This is a genomic window from Sphingomonas sp. IC4-52, from assembly GCF_020707225.1.
Lineage (GTDB): Bacteria > Pseudomonadota > Alphaproteobacteria > Sphingomonadales > Sphingomonadaceae > Sphingomonas.
The window spans coordinates 436,150-454,509 of the sequence record NZ_JAJFEU010000002.1; the positions used below are offsets into that span (position 1 = coordinate 436,150).

Here is an 18,360-nt window from a genome sequence, read left to right on the forward strand (position 1 = left end):
TCAGAAGGCGTTGCGGTGAACCACGACCTTCAAGGTGGCGAAGAGGATAATCACGTCACGCATCAGGCTCCAGCCGTTCACATATTCTAGATCGGCATCCAGGCGGTTGACGAGATCCTCCCGGCGATGGGTGGCCCCGCGAAAGCCACGCACCTGGGCAAGGCCGGTAAGTCCGGGTTTGCAGACGTGCCGATGGTGGTAGCGCTGATCGACTTCCCAGAAGAGTTGGTCGCCAGCCAGCGATCCCATGGCGTGCGGGCGCGGCCCGACGAAGCTCATGTCCCCACGCAGGATGTTCAACAATTGCGGCAGTTCATCGATGCTGGTCGCGCGAATGAACTTGCCGATACGGGTCACGCGGTCATCGTCTCGCGCGGTTGATACATTGCCGTCGCTATCGCAGGCGGACTGCCGCATGCTTCGAAACTTGTACATCGCGAACAGGTGGTTGCCCTTGCCGACGCGGGTCTGAACGAACAGCACCGGCCCACGGCTGTCGAGCTTCACCAGGATCGCGACTACCAGCAACAGGGGCGCGAGGAAGAGCAACGCCGGCACCGCAATCACCAGATCCAGCATGCGCTTGAGGATCCGTTCCCGCAGCTTCAGCCCGCCGGCGGAGACGAGGACGGACGCGATGCCGGCGAAATGTTTGTTTCCAATCACGCCAATCGTGTCGAGTTCCGGCACCAGAAGTTGCGCCTGAACGCTGGTTCCTTTCAGCACCGTTGCCCAGTTGGCCCGACGGGAAGGAGGGCACGCGACATATACCTCGTCGACGCCCTTCAACTGGCGGGCGAGCCGGTCGAGGGCCAGCGGATGAATGGTCGTCTCCGTCGACTCAATCGGTTCGCTCGAAACGATCTTGAGCCCTTCGGGCAGCGGGATGTTGACGCCATCAATGATCAGCATTCGGCTTAGCGCCGCGCCCCGAAACACGCGTTCGCTCCACGTCCCGATGAGGCTGCGGGTAAGCAGGAGCAGGGCCGCCGAGCATACGAAGCTGAAGGCAGCGCTGAGCCGCGAGATCGGAGAAACTTCCTTCAGGAGGAAGGCAACAAAGATTGTGACGAGAAAGGCGGTAAGCAGATTGGCGAAAGCAATCCACGCAGATGAGCGCCACCGCTCAAGTGTGGTAGCCGAATACGCGCGTGAACCTAGTAAAAGGTAGATTGGCAATACGGCGGCAAGCAATCCGAAGCTTTCGGACGGTAATCCGCGAACATCGGCAATCGTGCGGCCGATACCGAAACCGGTACCTAAAGAAACAACGTCTCCGATAAGCAACGCGACATAAAAGCGAAGTCGCATCGCCCTTTTATCTTCACTAGGCGCCGTGTCGGTCTGGACTGGTTTAAGCCAATCCTGCGACGGATAGATGTCGGACATGGGAATAACATGCCCCCTTTGCTGTTCCCCCCGAAAAGCGACTTCGGAACGGCGGCGTTTCGGCCCTTGCCCCCCAGCGGCCGTCGCTTCTTGTGGAATGTTGCATTACGGTGCGCCGTCCAGCGGTCAAGCGCGAAACGTGCAATTCATAGCCGGAGGAACGTCAACACGGTCCGTTTCTGAACATCAGCGGAACGGAACTTGTACCTGTTCGTATTAATACGACAAGAAGGGCGTAAACCCAGATAGTTGGAGAGGATCCGCTCACGAATCCTGTGATGCGCCATAAGAGCCCACCAACAACTGGCGAGCATTGCTACTCTTGGATTGGCGCGAAAATATCGGCGTGCATTCACCGTCGAGGCAAAATCGCTCCTAGATATGATTGACGAACGCGGGGCGGTGTTGATGAGCAAGGGTAGAAAGCAGGTGCGTTTTGCGATGTCCTACATCGATGAGGAGCGCCGCTTCACGCGCCCGCGATTTACCGCTGAGCGCGCCGTGGAAACCTCGCATCTCGGCATCTGGCTCGGACTGGCCACGTTGCTTTGGCTTCTTATCGCTATTCCCGCGCTTATCTGAGGTCTGACCGTCCTCGTTCCTGAAGCAAGGCGCGCCGTGCCTTGGGATCCCGGCCAAGCGTACGCATCGCCTTTTTCAGGCGGGGCTGCTCTCCATAGTAGGAAAGCAGATCATCGATCTCGATCGGGCGATCACGCTTTCGGCCGAAGATGAACATGCCCACTGATGCATCGAGCGCGCGCCGATCCCCGCAGAGATAATCGAGCAGACGGATCCACACGAACGGGAACGCGGCAATCTGACCAAGCTTGGTGCTGCGAAGCAGGGATTGGAACAGGTACCGGATCGCCAACACCGTCATCGTGCCAGGCCCGGTCGACTGTCCGGCAGCAAGCACGTCGAAGTCGCGGAACAACCAGCGTAGCCCGCTCGGCGACCAGCGATTGAAGTCATAGGCTTGTTCGCACACCGGCCACATGAAGGCGGTATCGGTGAACATCAGGCCGCCCGGTTTCAGGATCCGGCTCGCCTCGGCCACCACCTTCCGGGGATCGACCACCAACTCCAGCACGCCCTGGATCCACACACCATCCGCAACCCCGTCGCGCAGCGGAATGGCATGGGCATCTGCCACGAAGGTGATGTTCGGCGAGGCGTAGATATCGAAGGCGATGATGTCGGCGTCAGTCGTTGCGTACAGCGGTTCCGATCCATGGCCGATCTCACCGGCGCCCATCACGACGATCACGGGCTTGCGTTGGCCGGCGCGCTGGCTGACGCCTTCTACCATCAGCCTGGCCAGGGTCGCCGCATAGCGGTTTGAGCCATCGACCACGCGGCTGAGCACGGCCCGCCAGCGTCCACGGCCGACGACGCTGGTGGCGCCGCTGGCGAGCGTCGTTTCCCGATCAAGCACGCTGTCGTCGAAATCGATCAGCACGTCCTTGCCGCCGAGCCGCGGGAAAGGCGCCTGATGATGGCCGCAGCCGGGCCTTTCGCACTGCAGCTGCTCGCTACCGCTCATGCGCAGATTGCCGCCGCAAATGGGGCAGGCAAGGAGATCCGCAATTGCGGACGTGTCGTCGACGAGCATGGATCAGCTCCGTTCAGGAATCAGCGAGAAAGCGTTGCTGGCGAGAGCTGCAGCAGCCCGGTTTCGACCGCCTCGATCACCACGCGACCGGCAATGTCACGGATCTGGTCGCGTTCGGCGGGCTCAAGCTCTTCGATTGTATCGCAGGACACATATTCGATCTTCTTGGGCGGAAACAGCTCGTGCCAGCGCACGCCGAAATGGCGTTTGGCAAAGGAGTCGTTGCTGTCGCGATAGGTGGCTCGCAGTTGGTCGGCCAACTCCGCGTCGAAGCCGTTGAAACGGGTCGTCGGAAGGTGATCGGTGTGTTTCGCGATGATCGTCGCCAGCTTTACGCGAGAACTCTGCGGCAGTGCCGGGCCCTGATCAACCGCCGCGCGGACCTGCTCTGCAACCAAAAGGGCGAGGGCGCCGACAGTGGGATTTGTTTCGGTGCGTTCGCGATCGCCAACGTCAGCCGTGCCGGCGAGGCAGGGCAGGCCGGCCATCGCAGCGACGATCCCGGAGTCGCGCACACGCTTGTCAAAGGCGAGGGTTTCGAATGCGAAGCCGGCATCTCGGTATTTCTGTTCGAGGAAATCCCAATTGCCGCTGCGCGGGCCCTGCTTTCCCACCCGCGTGAAATCCCGAAATCGTGGCAAGTGGCTCAGCATCTGGCGAGCCTGCGCGTAGCAGGAGTTCCGCCATTCGATTTGGTCACGGACGACCAATACCACGGTTGCGTTGTCGCTGTACTGCGCGAGCGAGCGGTATAGCCCGTCCACCTTGCGAATGAAGCCCAGCGTGGACATCAGCTCAGCGGAAAGGATCACGGCAGCATCCGGCCGCGTTTTCAACTCCCTGTCGAACGCGCGCAGGAGGTGGGCCGATCGTTTTTCGTCGTCGATGGCGCCGGCAAGCGCGCTGACCATAGCCGCGTGATTGCCCAATTTCGTGGCGCCGGTCGCAGGGTAAAGGAAGCCGGCCTCCAGTAGAGCGGCACGATTGCGGACCGCCCATTCCTGAAATGCAGACGTGCCTGTCTTGTGCGCGCCCGCGTGAACGATGAACCGCCGCGCCATTTCCTCTGTTCCTTGACCCGCGTGAAAGCGGCGCCCCCCGCCGCGCTGCGGATTTGCGTCAAATCAATAGTATCTGCAACAGGAGGGTAGGTAACGCTTTGTTGCCAGACCCCTTGATGGAACGGCTCGCTTTCGCCACGAGCCGGGCTCGCCGGTTCGGGCAAGGAGCATTGGTGGCTAGCCACTCGTCAACGAATTCCGGCAGCTGGTATCTTTTGCGGGTACGACGCTATCTGCTCGCCGCGCTGGGTCCGGTCGTGCTCGCCGGGACACACTTCCTACTGTCTTTCGCGATGCTTCGCCTGGAGACACCCGCCGCATTCGGCACGTTCACCTTTCTGTTCGTTGCGGCGCAATTCACTGTCGCGCTGTCCATGGCTCTGTTCGGCGCGCCGCTTCAGACGATCTCCGCCGGCAGCGTGCAGGACCGGGCAGGCTCTGTGGCTTCGATCCTGAGCGCGACTGTGCTCGCCGCCGTCATTCTCGCCATCGCCTTTGGTCTGCTGGCCGGTGCCATGGAGCTGCCGACGCCGGCTGCGCTTTGCTACGGCCTTTATACGGCGATGATGATCCTGCGCTGGGTGGGCCGGGCATGGGCCTATGCGAACGATCAAGCGGGCAGGGCGGCTGTGTCCGACGTAAGCTACGGCGCGATCACGTTGCTGGCGTTTGGAGCGGCCGCCTATCTTATCCGCTTCACTCCTGAGACGGCATGCTATGGTGCGCTGGCGCTCGGCGCGGCGTCCAGCCTGCTGGCATTTGGTGCGCCGTATCTGTCGCAGCTGCTCGCCCGACCCGGTCGCCAGTCCTGGCGCTTTTATCGCGGGGTATGGCAAAGCCGCTCGCGATGGGCGCTGCTGGGTGTGCTGGCGTCGGAAGCGGCAGCCAACACGCACGTCTATCTGGTGACGCTAACGTCGGGCGCGGCGGCGATGGCTCCCCTGGCGGCGGCGGCGCTGCTGCTGCGGCCATTGAACGTCGTGCAGAATGCGCTGGGCGAGTACGAGCGGCCGCAGATGGCACGGCTGATCGCTGCCGGGAAAACGAGTGAGCTGCGGCGAACGGTGCGCCTGTTCTTCTGGGTGCTGATGCTCGGTTGGTTAGCGGCGGTTGCGCTGGCGATCGGCGTCCTGTGCTTGGCACCGCATCTTGTTTTCCCGCCGGATTACGATCTTGACCTGGTCCGCCTTGCCACGCTGTCGTGGATATCAGTCACTTTGCTGATCATGATGCAGGTGCCGGCCAATATCATGGTTCAGGCCTCCGGTGGCTTCCGCCAACTTGCCCGAACGGTGATATGGTCCTCGCTGGTGAATGTGGCGGCGGTAGCAATCGCCCTGGTGTTCTTCGCGCCGGTCTGGACGATCGCGGCGATGGCGCTTGGTTGGCTCGTCGATCTTGTGCTGGTTCAGCGCGCAGCGCGGCGCCAATGGGCAGCGATGCCGTCGGAGTGACCTTCGCTTCCTTGACAGCGCCCGCCGACACCGCTGTACGAGGGCCTTCCGCCAAGGAGGCCGGCCCCTTTGACGCTACAGCCGACCGCGACGTCCAATTTCAGCGCACGCAGCGCATGTCCCGTGTGCGAAGGCCAAGACATCGTCCGGATCTACACCGCGCGCTATGACGAGGATCCGGTTCGCGCGCTGGTGCAATCGAACTTCGGCCGACAGGGGGTGATCGACTGGTCGCTGCTCGCTGGCGTCCCCTTCGAAGTGGACAAATGCCGCACCTGCGACCTGCTGTTCCAGGTTCAGACGCCGAACGAGGCGATGCTCGAGATCATCTACACCAAAATGATCTCGCCGGAATTTCTGGATGAGTATGAGCGCGGGTTGCTGACGCTGGGCGAGTTCCACCGGATCGCGGGCGAGTTCACCGTGCTGTTCGAGATGATCGGCAAGCATCCGGCCGATATCACCATGCTGGATTTTGGGGTGGGGCAGGGCCGTTGGGCGCGCGTAGCTCGTGCGATGGGCGCCACCGTCTATGTCACCGAGATCGGCGAGGACAAGAAGCGGCTGGCGCGTACGCTGGGGCTGGAGGTGATCGAGGACGACGACGTCGACGCCATGACCTTCGACCTGGTTCACACCGAACAGGTGCTTGAGCATCTGGTACATCCCGGTCGGGATTTCGCGCGCCTCGCCCGAGCTGTGGCGCCCGGCGGTCTCTTCAAGGCGGCAATTCCATACCGCGGCAAGCTGGAGCAATTGCTGACGGCCAAGGGGCTGCCCACCGAAGCGATGTTCGCAAGTGGCGGAGCCAAGGCGATCCCGGGCGAGACGGAAGCCTTCGCGTCCATCCAGCCGCTTGAGCATCTCAACGCCTTTTCCGAGGCGACGATTGATTGGCTCGCGGCGAACAACGGCCTCACGAAGGTGAGCGAGGTCAGGCGACGCAGCATTTCGGTGGAAACCGGCGGCCCGCGCGCGTTGGCGCGTGGTGCCATGAAAGTGGGCGTCGAGCTGGTAAAGGCGGCGCTGAAGCCGAAGATCGGTTATTACGTGCTCAGGCGATCGTAAAGCGGGCGGGCGGGGCGCTCGATCCTCGCCTAGCCATCGGTTGCGATCACCTCCACTGTCGTACCTTCCAGATAGACAGCGCTGAGGACGCCAGTCGCATAAGCGCCGGTGTCGACGCCGATCCGGTTCGGCAGCACCTCCACTCGGGGGGAAATGGTGTGTCCGTGAACGATGACCAGGCCATGGTCGCGGGAATCGTCCAGGAACTCCTCGCGGATCCACAGCAGGTCGCGACGTTGCTGTTTGCGCAGCGCGACACCCGGCCGAATACCGGCGTGGCAGAAGAAATAATCGCCCGACGTGGCAGTCAGCGGCCAACGCCTGATCCACTCGATCCACTCCGGCGAGACCGCGGCGCGCAATTCCTCGATATAAGCGCCAGCATCGGTGCCGTCGAAGGAGGGCAGGCCGAAGCTCGCCGCGGCCTCGATGCCGCCATTGCGCAGCCAATTGATGAAGCTCATCGGATCACGATCACATGTCCGCAGCAGCATCTCCTCGTGATTGCCCAGAAGAGTCGTGACGCCGGGCACCTCGTGACGTTTGCGGTCCAGCCATTCGAGCGCGCCGCGTGTATCCGGGCCGCGATCCACGATGTCGCCCAGAAACAGGACGTGGGTAGTGGGCACCGCCGGCAACGCTGCCTGATGCGTCATGATCCTAGTCCACAGATCGTTGAGCAAGTCGACGCAGCCGTGGACGTCCCCAATCGCATAGATGCGCTCGCCCTTTGCGGCCCTGGGTGCGCGATTTGATCGGCCAAGTCTGCGAAGGGCGTCTAGGATGACTGTAACTCTCGCTGTGCACGTGAAGCGTTACATAAAGCCCGTCCGGCGGCAATTGTTCGTCCACGGGGGCTGCCGCTCTTTTCGCGACGCGCGTCGGCGGCACCGCCGCGCCGCCTGATCGGGCGAGGCGGCGGCAGCGGTTAGGCCAAAAGCCCCATCGCTTGTTGTGCCCTCACCAGCACGGGCGCGGCCAAATCGCGCGCCTTCTCGGCCCCGCGCGCTAGAATGGCGTCGATCGCCCCGCGATCATTCAACAGGCGGACCATTTCGTCGCGAATGGGCCCGAGCTTCGCGACTGCCAGATCGGCCAATGCCGGTTTGAACTGCCCAAACCCCTGACCAGCGAATTCCGCCACCACATCCTCCGGCGTGCGATCGGCCAGCGCGGCGAAGATGGTGACGAGGTTGCGCGCTTCTGGCCGACCCTCCAGCGCCTCCCACGTGTCGGGCAGCGCGTCAGGGTCGGTCTTCGCCTTTCGGAACTTGTCGGCAATCGTCTCATCGCTGTCGATCAGCTTCACGATCGATTGCGCCGAAGGGTTGGACTTGGACATCTTGGCCGACGCGTCGCGCAGGCTCATGATCCGCGGCGCGGCCTTGCTGATCAGCGGCTCAGGCAGCGTGAACAGCTCAGTCTCAAAGTCCTGGTTGAACTTGGTCGCGATGTCGCGGGCCAGCTCCAGATGTTGCTTCTGATCCTCTCCGACCGGCACATGGGTCGCATTGTAGAGCAGCACATCGGCCGCCATCAGCACCGGATAGTCGTACAGGCCGACGCTCGCGCCCTCGCGGTTCTTGCCTGCCTTGTCCTTGAACTGGGTCATACGGTTCAGCCACCCGACCCGCGCGACATTGTTGAGCAGCCAGGCAAGCTCGCTGTGTGCCGGCACGCGCGTTTGGTTGAACAGGATCGAGCGTTCCGGGTCGATCCCGGCGGCAACGAGGGTCGCGGTCATTTCGATCGTGTTGGCGGTGAGCTCCGCCGGTGCGATCCACTCGGTCAGGCCATGGAGGTCGGCGATGAAGTACATCGTCTCCCCGCCGGCGGCCTGGATCTCGTCCTGCATCGCCACCCACTGCTTCACCGCGCCGAGATAATTGCCGAGATGAAGATTGCCGGTGGGCTTTATGCCGGAAACGACGCGCATTGGGGGGATCCTATCGACGAACAAGCCTTCTCACATCGGCAAGCCGGAAGGCGCCGAACAGGAAGGTCGCGGCGAAATAGACCAGCGCACCCGCGCTGACCAGCACCAGCATCGCCCCCCAACGGTGCAGGCTGGGTCCGGTGGTGTAGGGGCGGAACAGGTCATTCGCGAACCACATCACTGCGCCCATCACCAGCGCGGCAAGCGCGAGCCGCCACGTGCGCCGCTTTAGCTGTGCGTCAGCAACGAAGTGACCTCGCATCACCAACGCGCGCCACAGCAATGCGACGTTGACGGTCGAGGCAAGCGCCGTCGCCAACGGCGGACCCATGTGACCCAGCGGGTAAATGAAGGCCAGGTTCAGGACCAGGTTCACGACCATGGAGATCGTCGCATAGCGCACGGGGGTCTTTGTATCCTGCCGCGCGTAGAAGCCGGGGGTGAGCACCTTCACCAGGATGTAGGAAGGAAGGCCAATTGAAAACGCGGCGAGCGATTGGGCCGTGGCCGTCGTGTCGGCAGGGGTGAAGGCGCCGTGCTGAAACAATGCTGCGACGATTGGCGCGCCGCAGACGATCAGCGCTGCCGTTGCCGGCAGGGTGAGGAACAGCGCTAGCTCCATGCCCCGGTTCTGAGTCTCCATCGCGGCAGCATCCTCGCCCCGGCCAAGCTGGCGCGAGATCGTGGGCAGCAGCACGGTGCCGAGGCCAATGCCAATCAGGCCGAGCGGCAGCTGGTTCAGGCGGTCCGCAAAATAGATATAGCTTACCGATCCCGCGGACAGCAGGCTGGCGGCAAGCGCCGTTGAGACGACGAGGTTTATCTGCACTGCGCCAGCCCCCGCGGCTGCTGGCCAGATCAGCGCCAGCAGGCGCTTCACTTCGGGATTGAGCGTGGGCCGCTTCAGCTTCAGCGCCACGCCCGCGCGGCGGCATGCCCAGATCAGCCACAACAGCTGAAGCGCGCCCGACACGGTGACGGCAATCGCCTGGTTCCGCGCGGTGACGAGATTGTCATCATGGTGGAAGAGCAGCAGCGCGGCAATCAGCGTCAGATTGAGCAGGATCGGCGCCGCTGCCGCCACCCAGAAACGCTGCAGCGAGTTGAGGATCCCGCCAAGCAACGACACCAGGCTGATCAACATCAGATAGGGGAAGGTGATCCTGGATAGTTCGACGGCGAACGCGAACTCCTCGCGGCTGGCAGCGTTGAACCCGCCGGAGAGCAGCCATGTGACTGGCCAGGCTGCAAGCTGCATCACCAAAGTGAACACGATCAGCGCGGGCAGCAGGACGGACAAAGTATCGCTGGCAAAGCCGATGCCGTCTGGCAAGCCACGGCCGTCCTTGTCCGCCACCTTGCGGTTGAACATCGGGATGAACGCGGCGGAAAATGCGCCTTCCGCGAACAGCGCCCGGAACATGTTGGGAAGGCGAAACGCGATCAGGAACGCGTCCGAGGCAAATCCTGCCCCGACGAACCGCGCGAACAGCGAGTCGCGGACAAGGCCAAGAATGCGGCTGGCGAGCGTCAGACCGCCGACCGATCCGAGCGCGCGGGTGAGGTTCATCGTGCTAGGCCCCGTTCGCCAACAACCCCCTTCGTCCTGAGCGTGTCGAAGCGCGTGCCTGAAACGCCAGCTTCGACAGGCTCAGCCCGACCGACTGGGTGGCGCCGGTCGGTTTGCAACAGGTCGGTCGCTTAGGCCTGGCCGAAGTTCCCGGAGGCCAGCTGAGCGTCGCGCTGTTCGGCCTGCTGCATGTAAAGTGCGTTAAAATCGATCGGCTCCAGCAGCAGCGGCGGGAAGCCACCGTCGCGGATCGTGTCCGCGACCACGCGGCGCGCGAACGGGAACAGCAGGCGCGGCGCCTCGCCGAGCAGGAACGGCTGCAGTGCGTCCAGCGGTACGTTGCGAACGCCGAACAGGCCAGCATAGGCCAGCTCGACCAGGAAGGTGACGCGGCCCTGCGTTTCCGCACGAACCTCGATCTTCAGCGTCACTTCATGCGCGTCTTCCGCCACCTGGTTCGCGGCAATGTCGAACTGCACGTTGATTTCCGGGCCCTGCTGGTTCTGGAATACCGCGGGCGCGTTCGGATTCTCGAACGACAGGTCCTTCACATATTGCGAGATCAGGCCAACGGCAGGAGCATTGTCCGCGCCGTTTGCCTGCGGTTCATTGCCGGTGCCGGCGCCAAAATCCTGCTCGTCCATGCTTGTTCGTCCTTCGGGAAGAAATGGCGCGACCGGGCCGCGCGCGTCAGGCGCGGCGCCTAGCAGCGAGGCCGCATCGTTTCAACGGCGGCAGCCATTTGAAACCCGAGGCGTTGGCGACTATGTTGAGACCTTAGCGTATCGGAGGCCGGGTGTTTTACATAGTCCTGCTCGCGATGGTTGCAGCATTCCTTGCGCTCCGGCTCTATTCGGTGCTGGGCAAGCGTACGGGGCATGAGCAGCCGTTGCCAAAGCCCGCGGAGGAGCGGGTCGTGCCGGCTCCACTGCCGCGCGCGATCGAGAAGACGAGCGAACCGCGCGAGCCGGCCATCAAGCCTTTCGAAGGCAACGCCGAGCCCGGCATTCGTGCCATCATCGCTGCCGAACCCGGTTTTGACGTCGCCCGGTTCCTGGACGGTGCTCAGGCCGCCTACCGCATGATTTTGGAATCCTTTTGGAAGGGCGACGAAGCCGCACTGCGCGATCTGGTCGCGGCGGACGTCGGTCGCGCCTTTGGTGATGCGATTGCGCAGCGAAACGAAGCTGGTGAAGTTCTCGATAATCGGCTCGTGTCGATCGAACGGGCCATGATCACGGGTGCTTCGCTGCAGGGCAAGGACGCGCGTATCACCATTCGCTTCGATGCCCTGATCGCCGCGGTCACTCGTGACGCGGAGGGCAATGTGATTGCCGGTTCGACCAGCGATGCCGTCGAGACCCACGATGTGTGGACGTTCGCGCGTACCCTGCGTAGCAGCGATCCCAATTGGAAGCTGTCGGACACCGACGAAGCTTGAGCATCGTGGTTTGAACATCGGGGGCGTAATGCTGGGTCGTGGTGGTATTGCGCTGTTGGCGGCGTTGGCGCTGTCGGCATGCGTCGGCGGTGTTGTGCCGCCCACTTCTTCCGGCAGCGGTCCGGTCGCAAGGCCAAGTCCCCCAACCCGTCCTGCCGGGCCTGTTCGTCAGCCGGTTCCCTCGACGCCGCTGGCGCCGATCCCCAGCACCGCGGTGCCAGATGCGGTTACTGCCGTAACGGCCGGCCTGGCTGCTGGCCCCTCCGTATCCAGCCTGCCGATCACCAACGAGGGTGCCGAGCGTGCGCTTGCGGCCTTTCGTATCAGCTGTCCCTCTCTGGTTCGCCGCACGGACCCGACCGGGCTGACCCGCGGCGCCGACTGGAAGCCTGCCTGCGATGCCGCCGCGCGGGGCGGGGACGCACGCGCCTTTTTTGCGCGCTGGTTCGAAGCGGTGCAGGTCGGCGACGGCAAGGCTTTCGCCACCGGCTATTATATTCCGGAAATCGCCGGTTCGCGCAGTCATCGCCCCGGTTATGCGCCGATCTACGCGCGCCCGAGTGATTTGGTTGACGTGGATCTCGGGCAATTCTCCGCCGACCTGAAAGGCAAGAAGATCCGAGGTCGGGTCGAGGGCACGAATTTCGTGCCTTATTACGATCGCACTATGATCGAGGAAGGCGCACTCACCGGAAAGGCCCGTATCCTCGGCTATGCCGTCGATCCGGTGGAGCTGTTCTTCCTGCAGGTGCAGGGTTCGGGCCTTGTCCGGATGTCGGATGGCGACGTGCTTCGGATCGGATACGACAGCCAGAACGGGCGCGACTATACTGGCATCGGCAAGCTGATGCTTGATCGTGGCCTGATCGGCCGCGGCGAGGCAAGCATGCAGGGCATCGTTGCGTGGTTGCACGCCAACCCCGAACAGGGGCGTGCGATCATGCGCGAGAACAAGAGCTACGTTTTTTTCCGCGTGCTGGATGGCCCGCCGCTGGGGGCGATGGGCCTGCCGGTGTCCGATCAGGCTACAGTTGCTGCCGATGTGCGCTTCGTTCCGCTGGGCGCCCCTGTGTTCCTGTCCATGGATCGCACGGACGCCACCGGCCTGTGGGTGGCGCAGGATACTGGCGGGGCAATCAAGGGCACCAATCGGTTCGACACGTTCTGGGGTGCGGGTGATGAGGCGCGCGCGATTGCCGGCGGTATGAGCGCGCGTGGCACGGCATTCCTGTTGGTGCCTACCGGCACGCTGGCCCGGCTTGGTGTCGCGCGGCCTTAATCCTGAAGAGGCTGCGCTCTGGGCGCGGGTAATGGCAACGGTTCGCCCGCTCCGCGCGGTCGCCCCGGCAGCCGTGCCGAAGCCGGCTCCCGTGGTCGAGCCGCCCAGGCGCCCGGTCGGCCGTCTTCCCACGCGGCCGCTGCCCGCGCCCAAGAAGGCGGCAGACTTGCCCAAGCGGCCTTTGCCGGGGATCACGCTTGATGCCGGCTGGGACAAGAAGCTGGCGCGCGGGCTGGTGACGCCGGACGCCACGATCGACCTACATGGGCACACCTTGCACTCTGCCCATGATCTTCTCGATGGGGCGCTCGCCCGTTCTGTTGCACGGGGTGACCGTGTCATCTTGCTGGTGACGGGCAAGCCGCCGCGTCCCGAGAGCGAGCGTCCGCATGCGCGCGGTGCTATCCGCGCTGCGATTGGTGATTGGCTGGCCGGTTCGCGTCACGCAGGCTCCATTGCCGCGGTGCGCGGTGCTCACCCGCGGCATGGAGGGCAAGGCGCGCTTTACATCGTTCTGCGGCGGTTCCGGGGCTGACCGGAGGGCCAGCGAGCACACGCGTCCCGTGACGAAGTGCAACCGCGATGATGGCGCTGCTAAGCTTCTCCGACCGATCCGTCAGAGGAAGCTGTATGGATCCACATCAACGGCGACCCGCACCTTGGACGGCCAGTCCAGCGCGCCAAGCCAGCCACGGATCACTTCCTGCACATCCAGCGCCCGGCGCGCATGAACCAACAACCGGAACCGATGCCGGCCACGCAGCATTGCGAGCGGGGCCGGTGCCGGACCATAGACGTGCATGCCGTCCACCTCAGGAGCGCTGCGCCCGATCAGCCGGGCGGTTTCCTGCGCGGCGGCCTGATCCTCGCTCGACACGATGATTGCCGCATAGCGCCCGAAAGGTGGCGCCCCCGCTTCGCGTCTGGCGTCCGTCTCTGCTTCGTAGAACGCCTCCGAATCGCCAGTCACCAGCGCCTGCATCACCTGCGCTCCCGGTGAGTGAGTCTGGATGAACACGCGCCCGGGCTTCTCCCCGCGACCTGCTCGGCCGGAAACCTGGCGGATCTGCTGAAACGTCCGCTCCGCGGCGCGCAGGTCACCGCCCTCCAGCCCAAGATCAGCGTCGACCACACCCACCAAGGTAAGGTTGGGAAAGTGATAGCCCTTGGTGACCAGCTGAGTGCCGACCACGATGTCGATCGCGCCAGCCTCCATCCGGCCGACGAACTCGGCCGCTTTCGCCGGAGACCATATCGTGTCGGAGGTGACGATCGCCACCCGCGCTTCCGGGAACAGCGCGCTCGCTTCGTCTGCGATTCGCTCCACGCCTGGGCCGCAGGCGACGAGGCTGTCTTCCTCGCTGCATTCCGGGCAAGCCCGCGGCACTGGTTCGATATGGCCACAATGGTGACAGGCCAGACGGCGGGTCAGCCGGTGTTCGACCATCCAAGCGGTGCAGTTCGGGCATTGGAAACGGTGGCCGCAGTGTCGGCACAGCGTTAGCGGAGCGTAGCCGCGGCGGTTGAGAAACAACAAGGATTGCTCACCGCGCTCCAGTGTCTCCTCCAGCGCCTTCACCAGTGGTGGGGCAAGCCAGCGGCCTCGATCCGGCTTGTGCTCCAGCAGGTCGAGCGCTTCGATCGCCGGCATTTCCGCCAAGCCGAAGCGCCCCGGCAGCTTCACCTCCGCATAATTGCCGAGCGTGACTTGCTGGCGAGTCTCGATCGCGGGGGTGGCGGAGGCGAGAATGACAGGGCAGCTCTCGAACTTGCCGCGCATCACTGCCACGTCGCGCGCGTGGTAATGAACCCCGTCCTCTTGCTTGAAGCTGGTCTCGTGCGCTTCGTCGACGACGATCAGTCCGAGGTTTGCGTATGGAAGGAAGAGCGCCGATCGCGCGCCCACCGTCACACGCGCGTCGCCGCTCGCGATGGCACGCCAAGCGCGCCGCCGCTGCGTGGAGCGGAGGCCCGAATGCCACGCCACCGGTTCGCACCCGAACCGATCGTGGAAGCGCTTCAGGAACGGTTCGGTGAGTGCAATCTCGGGCAGCAGGACCAGAACCTGCCGATCATGCCTGAGCGCCTCAGCCACCGCCTCAAAATAAACCTCCGTCTTGCCGGAGCCGGTAACGCCATCCAGCAGCGTCGGGCGAAAGGCATGGGCTGCCACATTCCCCATGAGCACGTCGGCGGCGGCGCGCTGATCGGTTGAAAGGGTCGGGGGCGCATGGTCCGGATCGGGCAGGGGATAGGGGCTGTCGATATCCACCTCGACCCCTTCGATGGCGCCAACTTTCACCAGCCCTCGAATCACCCCGTCCGATACGTCGGCGATTGCCGCCAGCTCCCGAATCAGGCCCTGGCGATCGCCGATCCGCTCGAGTGCTTGTTCTCGCTGAGCGGTCATGCGCTCGGGGATGTGCCCGGTCGCGCGATATTCAATGACCTGCCGCGAGCCCTCCAGTGCAGAGGTCGACGACAGGGCCATTCGCGCGACCGAGGCCGGTGGCGCGAGATAATAGTCAGCGGTCCATTCAATCAGCCGACGCAGTGCCGGCCGGAGTGGCGGAGCGTCGGCGACGGCAAGCAGGTTACGCAGGCGATTGTCGCCCACCTCAGTATCCGATGGCAGCCGCTCCGGCTCCCAGACGACGCCCATCAACTGACGGGGGCCGAGCGGGGCCACGACGATGGAGCCCGGCTCTACCGACATGCCGTGCGGCACACGATAGTCGAGCGGGCCAAGGGCGGAATTGAGTACGAGAACGCGGGCACGGGACATGCGAGCACGCATATGGGGTGCAGGCGACTCGGAGGGAAGCGGATGATAGAGAGGCGAGGTGGAAGACCTGCCAACGCTCTACGCTACGCATCTCACCCGTCATCTGCGGCGGTCCATTCATACGGTGCGTGCCTATCGTGCCACGGCCGTTCGGTTCCTGTCGTTCATGAGTCGCCACTTGGGCGGTCCTGTTGATCGCGAGGCGCTGACGAACGTAACGCCGGCAGACTTGCGCGCGTATCTGGCGCATCGCCGCGGGGAGGGGCTCAGCAACGCCTCGGCGGCGCGCGAATTGTCGGCGGCGCGCGACTTTCTCGATTGGGCCAACGGCGAAGGGAGCGCCCCCAGAATGAAGGGCCCACGTGTGCGCAAGGGCGTGCCGCGTCCGATCGCCCCGCATGAGGCCGTGGCCCTGGCCGAAGAAGTGGGCGATGCCGCGCGATTGGAATGGGTCGGCAAGCGGAATTGGGCGTTGCTGCTGCTGCTTTATGGCGCGGGGTTGCGGATCGGCGAGGCGCTAGCCCTGACGGGCGCGTCGATGCCGCTGGGAGAGACGATCACCGTCACCGGCAAGCGTGACAAGGCTCGGGTCGTTCCGCTGTTGCCTCAGGTGCGAACGGCAATAGAGGCTTATCTGGCGGTGTCGCCATGGCCGGTTGAGCGCGACGCACCGCTGTTCCGCGGTGCTCGCGGCGGCGCTTTGTCACCGGGGGTGGTGCGAGCGGCGGTTCGCGCCGCCCGGGCAACGCTTGGCTTGTCAGATCGAACCACGCCTCATGCGCTGCGTCATTCATTCGCCACTCACCTCCTCGGCCGCGGTGCTGACTTGCGATCGCTGCAGGAGTTGCTCGGTCACGCCAGCCTTGGCTCAACCCAGATTTACACCGCGGTGGACGCCGCGCATCTGCTGGACGTTTATCGCAACGCCCATCCCCGCGCCTGAGGGAACATCGATGTTCCCCTCCCGTTTCCTTGTTTTGGACAGGAGGCAATCATGGGTGAGTTGGTCGACAAGATTAAAGGCAATCTGAACGAGGCTGTTGGCAAGTCCAAGCAGGCGCTGGCGGACAAGGATCCGGCGACCCGGACCGCGGCTGACGAGCGTCTCGAGGCCGAGGGCGCTGGTCAGGAACTGAAGGGCAAGGGCCAGCAGTTCATGGGCGAGGTCAAGGGCGCGCTGGGCGACAATATTTAACAGCGTCGTCGCGCCGGCGCCGCGCGCTTTGCATTTCAGGTGCGCGCAGCGCCGGCGGGTATCATCGGAGCAGCAGCGGCAGCGGCTTCCCGGTGCTGGCGCGGCGACGCTGGCGCTCAGAATCGGTCTCATCGATCACCAGGAGACTTGCATGCGCGTCGGTGTGCCCAAGGAGATAAAGAACCACGAATACCGCGTTGGCCTGACGCCGGGCGCGGTCAGGGAGTATGTCGCGCGCGGGCATGAGGTGCTCGTCGAATCAGGGGCGGGCGCCGGCATCGGTGCTGACGACGGTGCCTACACGGCGGTCGGCGCGGTAATCATTTCCACTGCCGAGGAAGTGTTCGCCACCGCAGAGATGGTCGTGAAGGTGAAGGAGCCCCAGCCGGGCGAGTGGGTACAACTGCGCGAGGGCCAGATCCTCTTCACTTATCTTCACCTCGCCCCCGATCCGGAGCAGGCAAAAGGCTTGATGGCATCGGGCGTGACGGCGATCGCCTATGAAACTGTTACCGATCGCAATGGCGGGCTCCCGCTGCTCGCTCCGATGAGCGAGGTTGCCGGACGGTTGTCGATCGAGGCCGCTGGCTCGGCCCTGATGGCCTATAATGGCGGTCGCGGCGTCCTGCTCGGTGGTGTTCCGGGCGTGCCGCCTGCGCGAATTGCTGTGCTCGGCGGGGGTGTGGTTGGCACCCAGGCCGCGCGCATGGCGGTCGGGCTGGGTGCAGAGGTCACCATCATCGATCGATCGCTGCCGCGCCTGCGTCAGCTGGACGAACTGTTTGGCGGCCGTGTGCGAACGCGCTTTTCCACCCTGGAAGCGATCGAGCAGGAGATCGCCGATGCTGATGCCGTCATCGGCGCCGTGCTGATCCCCGGGGCTTCCGCGCCCAAGCTCGTTACACGCGAGATGCTCGGTGGGATGAACCAACGCGCGGTGTTGGTGGATGTCGCAATCGATCAGGGCGGTTGTTTTGAAACCAGTCACGCCACCACTCACGCCAATCCTACCTATGAAGTGGACGGTGTGATTCACTATTGCGTGGCAAACATGCCCGGTGCCGTTCCGCTGACATCCAGTCATGCTCTCAATAATGCCACCTTGCCGTATGGTTTAGCGCTGGCGGAGAAGGGCATTGCTGCGTGCGATGAGGACCCAGGACTTATGGCGGGCCTGAACGTGCGGGCCGGTAAAATCGTCAATGAGGCCGTGGCACGAAGCCTCGCTTGATCCGGTCGCCTGAACAGAGCTTCGACCGCGAAATGTTCAAATAGAAAACCCCCGTCCAGCATCTGGATCGGGGGTTTTCTGTTCTCGGTAGCTGACGAGCAGCGACGTTGAACTTTTCACTGACTTTGTCGGCGAACCCACCCTTGAGACCCCGGAGAAAGGCTGCCTAGCCGCAGCGTTCTTGGTGCCATTCGGGTGGTTTGAACCCTTTACCAGGGCTTAATGTCCGAACCGCCGTAGATCAGGGCGAGAATGAAAGCGAGCATCTTGAACTCCCTAGTTATTAACGTCCACAGGACGCGCTTTATAGTTAACAAGCCGTTTACCAATATTCAA

General features: G+C 63.7%; 17 protein-coding genes. 9 read left to right on the plus strand and 8 right to left on the minus strand.

Features of this window, described 5'->3' with window-relative positions; genetic code table 11:
- Positions 1-1,311, minus strand: a complete 1,311-nt coding sequence (locus LK535_RS08540) for an exopolysaccharide biosynthesis polyprenyl glycosylphosphotransferase (protein WP_227771466.1) — start codon at positions 1,309-1,311, stop codon at positions 1-3.
- 459 nt (positions 1,312-1,770) lie between these two features.
- Between LK535_RS08540 and LK535_RS08545 the strand changes: the two genes are divergently transcribed.
- On the plus strand, positions 1,771-1,971 hold the full coding sequence (locus LK535_RS08545; RefSeq protein ID WP_227771467.1) for a hypothetical protein: 201 nt from the start codon (positions 1,771-1,773) through the stop codon (positions 1,969-1,971).
- Here the strand turns inward: LK535_RS08545 and LK535_RS08550 are convergent.
- Positions 1,964-3,004 carry a class I SAM-dependent methyltransferase gene (locus LK535_RS08550; RefSeq protein ID WP_227771468.1) on the minus strand — a complete coding sequence of 347 codons (1,041 nt, stop codon included), beginning with the start codon at positions 3,002-3,004 and terminating at the stop codon, positions 1,964-1,966. The genes LK535_RS08545 and LK535_RS08550 overlap by 8 nt on opposite strands.
- A gap of 20 nt (positions 3,005-3,024) precedes the next feature.
- Entirely contained in the window at positions 3,025-4,065 is a 1,041-nt protein-coding gene (locus LK535_RS08555) for a hypothetical protein (RefSeq protein WP_227771469.1), read from the minus strand.
- Between the two features lie 173 nt (positions 4,066-4,238).
- Between LK535_RS08555 and LK535_RS08560 the strand changes: the two genes are divergently transcribed.
- Positions 4,239-5,519 (plus strand): hypothetical protein, encoded by a 1,281-nt coding sequence (locus LK535_RS08560; RefSeq protein ID WP_227771470.1) that lies wholly within the window; start codon positions 4,239-4,241, stop codon positions 5,517-5,519.
- A gap of 123 nt (positions 5,520-5,642) precedes the next feature.
- Positions 5,643-6,587, plus strand: coding sequence for a class I SAM-dependent methyltransferase (locus tag LK535_RS08565; protein WP_227771471.1), 945 nt, complete (start codon positions 5,643-5,645; stop codon positions 6,585-6,587).
- Positions 6,588-6,616: 29 nt separating this feature from the next.
- Here LK535_RS08565 and LK535_RS08570 read toward each other — a convergent pair whose 3' ends face one another.
- From LK535_RS08570 to secB, 4 genes are all read right to left on the minus strand, one after another.
- Positions 6,617-7,372: a metallophosphoesterase family protein gene (locus LK535_RS08570; RefSeq protein ID WP_227771582.1), complete on the minus strand. Its 756-nt coding sequence runs from the start codon at positions 7,370-7,372 to the stop codon at positions 6,617-6,619.
- 143 nt (positions 7,373-7,515) lie between these two features.
- Positions 7,516-8,523 (minus strand): tryptophan--tRNA ligase, encoded by a 1,008-nt coding sequence (trpS, locus tag LK535_RS08575; protein WP_227771472.1) that lies wholly within the window; start codon positions 8,521-8,523, stop codon positions 7,516-7,518.
- 10 nt (positions 8,524-8,533) lie between these two features.
- On the minus strand, positions 8,534-10,093 hold the full coding sequence (gene murJ / locus LK535_RS08580) for a murein biosynthesis integral membrane protein MurJ (protein ID WP_227771473.1): 1,560 nt from the start codon (positions 10,091-10,093) through the stop codon (positions 8,534-8,536).
- A gap of 131 nt (positions 10,094-10,224) precedes the next feature.
- A complete protein-coding gene (secB, locus tag LK535_RS08585; RefSeq protein WP_227771474.1) occupies positions 10,225-10,737 on the minus strand; it encodes a protein-export chaperone SecB in 513 nt (170 codons plus the stop codon).
- Positions 10,738-10,889: 152 nt separating this feature from the next.
- Between secB and LK535_RS08590 the strand changes: the two genes are divergently transcribed.
- From LK535_RS08590 to LK535_RS08600, 3 genes are read left to right on the plus strand one after another with little or no spacing between them, the layout of a single operon-like run.
- On the plus strand, positions 10,890-11,534 hold the full coding sequence (locus tag LK535_RS08590) for a Tim44/TimA family putative adaptor protein (RefSeq protein WP_227771475.1): 645 nt from the start codon (positions 10,890-10,892) through the stop codon (positions 11,532-11,534).
- Positions 11,535-11,562: 28 nt separating this feature from the next.
- Positions 11,563-12,813: a murein transglycosylase A gene (locus tag LK535_RS08595; protein ID WP_227771476.1), complete on the plus strand. Its 1,251-nt coding sequence runs from the start codon at positions 11,563-11,565 to the stop codon at positions 12,811-12,813.
- Positions 12,814-12,844: 31 nt separating this feature from the next.
- Positions 12,845-13,348, plus strand: coding sequence for a Smr/MutS family protein (locus LK535_RS08600; protein WP_227771477.1), 504 nt, complete (start codon positions 12,845-12,847; stop codon positions 13,346-13,348).
- 81 nt (positions 13,349-13,429) lie between these two features.
- Here LK535_RS08600 and LK535_RS08605 read toward each other — a convergent pair whose 3' ends face one another.
- Positions 13,430-15,598, minus strand: a complete 2,169-nt coding sequence (locus LK535_RS08605) for a primosomal protein N' (protein ID WP_227771478.1) — start codon at positions 15,596-15,598, stop codon at positions 13,430-13,432.
- Between the two features lie 58 nt (positions 15,599-15,656).
- On the opposite strand from LK535_RS08605, the gene LK535_RS08610 reads away from it, so the two are divergent.
- The 3 genes from LK535_RS08610 (at position 15,657) to ald (ending at position 18,024) form a co-directional block, all read left to right on the plus strand.
- Positions 15,657-16,541 (plus strand): tyrosine-type recombinase/integrase, encoded by an 885-nt coding sequence (locus tag LK535_RS08610; protein WP_227771479.1) that lies wholly within the window; start codon positions 15,657-15,659, stop codon positions 16,539-16,541.
- A 51-nt stretch (positions 16,542-16,592) separates the two neighbouring features.
- On the plus strand, positions 16,593-16,793 hold the full coding sequence (locus tag LK535_RS08615) for a CsbD family protein (protein WP_227771480.1): 201 nt from the start codon (positions 16,593-16,595) through the stop codon (positions 16,791-16,793).
- 151 nt (positions 16,794-16,944) lie between these two features.
- Positions 16,945-18,024 carry an alanine dehydrogenase gene (gene ald, locus LK535_RS08620; protein ID WP_227771481.1) on the plus strand — a complete coding sequence of 360 codons (1,080 nt, stop codon included), beginning with the start codon at positions 16,945-16,947 and terminating at the stop codon, positions 18,022-18,024.
- Positions 18,025-18,360 lie beyond the last annotated feature (336 nt).